Origin of the sequence: Methylobacterium bullatum, assembly GCF_014845095.1 — a bacterium.
GTDB classification, from domain to species: domain Bacteria; phylum Pseudomonadota; class Alphaproteobacteria; order Rhizobiales; family Beijerinckiaceae; genus Methylobacterium; species Methylobacterium bullatum.
This window is the reverse complement of the sequence record NZ_NKUG01000256.1, coordinates 1-2,227: the sequence shown is the minus strand read 5'-3', so window position 1 is coordinate 2,227 and position 2,227 is coordinate 1. Positions and strand designations below refer to the sequence as shown.

The window sequence follows — 2,227 nt, the reverse complement described above, 5'->3', positions numbered from 1 at the left end:
CCAGGGCCGGTCGAATGGCTTGCCCCGCCACCGGCCCTTAATCCCCGATACCATTGCGGCCACGCGCTCCACGAGGCGCAGGTCGCCGGTGAAGCGCGACTTGACCTCGACCACGAGGGGCACCCTGCCCGACACCCTCGCCACCATCGCCGGCCGGGTGCCCCTCGTGGTCGAGGTCAAGTCGCGCTTCACCGGCGACCTGCGCCTCGTCGAGCGCGTGGCCGCCATCGTCTCGGGGTATGACGGCCCGGTGGCGGTGAAGTCCTTCGACCCGGCCCTGATCGAGGCCTTCGCCGGTCTCGCGCCGGACATCCCGCGCGGAATCGTCGGCGAGACCGCCCAGGACGATCCGGCCTATGCGCTGATGCCGGAGAGCCTGCGGCGCTCACTCTCCGACCTGCTGCATCTCGAAGCGAGTCGCCCCGATTTCCTGTCCTGGCGCGTGGACGACCTGCCCTGCGCCGCCACCTATCTCTGCCGCCATCTCGGCCGGATGCCGCTGATGACCTGGACGGTGCGCAATCCCGACCAGCGTCAACGCGCGCACGAGCACGCGGACCAGATGGTGTTCGAGGGGTTCCGGCCCTGAGGATCGGCGTGATGGGGGGCGGTCTTCCTGTGAACGACGATGCGAGGGCCGACGGTCTATTTCGGAATCGGGACAAGTCCGTCGAGGAAGGCCGTGACTTCGCGGCGGTTCCAGGATGCGCCATCGGTCCAGAATCGGAGCAGGGCTAGGTGGTTGAGCCGCACCCATGCGATCACGAGCGGTCTCGCCAGGCGGGAAGCGCCCTTGGGCAAGAAATCGTCGCGCACTTTCGGATCGGCTCCGATTGACACGATCAGGCAGGGCAGGTCGCGACCGGCACGGTCGGGATACCATTTCACCCGAGGGCCGTGCGAACCCAGCGCCGTCGAAACGAAGATCGTGCCGGGGACGTTGGTGTCCTGCTCATCGAGATTGGCCATCTCGATCAGGACATCGTCGGCGAAGTCATCCGGCGGTGCCCGCCTTTCGCTGCCGGGGCGGACATCGAGAGCCGTCGGTCCCATCTATCTCATCCCTCCTCGGGAATAGTTGCCGTCATTCTTGATCCAGGGCCATTCGAGCCGCAAGGGCCGTGTTCTCCGAGATCTGCCCCCGGAGGTGGTCGGCGTCTGCGTCCGCACCGCGCGCTTGTCCCCTCGCCCGACAGGGTTAGATTGCGGTCATGGAAAAGACCGGACCGGTAGCCGAGCCAGAGCTGGATCCCGCACCGACTCTGCAGGTGCGCGCGGTCACCGGCCTCGCCGAGATCCCGGCGGCGGAGTGGGATGCCTGCGCCACGTCGCCCGAGACGCTGGCGGCGGGGGACGAGACCCACAATCCGTTCGTCTCCCACGCTTTCCTCTCCGCCCTGGAGGATTCGGGCTGCGTCTCGCGCAGGACCGGGTGGCTGCCTCTGCATGTGGCGGTGGAGCGCGAGGGGCGGCTCGTCGGTGTCGCGCCCTGCTATCTGAAATCTCACAGCCAGGGCGAATACGTGTTCGATCATGGCTGGGCCGATGCCTACGAGCGCGCGGGCGGTACGTATTACCCCAAGCTCCAGGTCAGCGTGCCGTTCACGCCGGTCACCGGCCCGCGTTTCCTCATCGCGCCGGGCCAGGACGTGGCCGAGGCCGCCTCCGCGCTGATCGCCGGGCTGCGCGCGCTCCGGGCGGAGACCAAGGCCTCCTCGATCCACGTCACCTTCATGCAGGAGCGGGAATGGGAACAGGCCGGCGCGCTGGGGCTCCTCCAGCGGCTCGACCAGCAGTTCCATTGGGACAATGCCGGCTATGCCGGGTTCGAGGATTTCCTCGGGGCGCTCTCCTCGCGCAAGCGCAAGGCGATCCGGCGCGAGCGCCGCGACGCCCTGAGCCAGGGCATCACCATCGAGCACGTCACCGGCGCCGACCTGACGCCGGCCCATTGGGATGCGTTCTACGAGTTCTACGCCGATACGGGCGCGCGCAAATGGGGCCGGCCCTACCTCAACCGCGAGTTCTTCGGCCTCATCGGCGAGCGCATGCCGGAGCGCATCCTGCTCATCATGGCCAAGCGCGAGGGCCGCTACGTGGCCGGCGCCATCAATTTCGTCGGCGATGTCGCGCTCTACGGCCGCAACTGGGGCTGCGTCGAGGACCACCCCTTCCTGCATTTCGAGGTCTGCTACTATCAAGCCATCGATTTCGCGATCCGGCGCGG

Annotated in this window: 2 protein-coding genes and 1 pseudogene; 2 read left to right on the top strand and 1 reads right to left on the bottom strand. The window is 67.8% G+C overall.

Annotated features, from left to right (window positions below):
* Positions 1 to 121: 121 nt before the first annotated feature.
* A pseudogene (locus tag MBTS_RS22790) lies at positions 122 to 589 on the top strand (PI-PLC domain-containing protein); the annotation flags it as partial.
* A gap of 56 nt (positions 590 to 645) precedes the next feature.
* On the opposite strand, the gene MBTS_RS22785 reads toward MBTS_RS22790, so the two are convergent.
* Positions 646 to 1,053, bottom strand: coding sequence for a hypothetical protein (locus tag MBTS_RS22785; RefSeq protein ID WP_192216558.1), 408 nt, complete (start codon positions 1,051 to 1,053; stop codon positions 646 to 648).
* Positions 1,054 to 1,211: 158 nt separating this feature from the next.
* Here MBTS_RS22785 and MBTS_RS22780 point away from each other — a divergent pair.
* Positions 1,212 to 2,227 (top strand): GNAT family N-acetyltransferase (locus MBTS_RS22780; RefSeq protein ID WP_192216557.1); only part of this gene is annotated, 1,016 nt, incomplete at its 3' end.

What these genes read in the sequence shown, in the direction of transcription:
- MBTS_RS22785 (WP_192216558.1), bottom strand. Translation starts at nt 1,053, where the DNA reads ATGGGACCGACGGCTCTCGATGTCCGCCCCGGCAGCGAAAGGCGGGCA.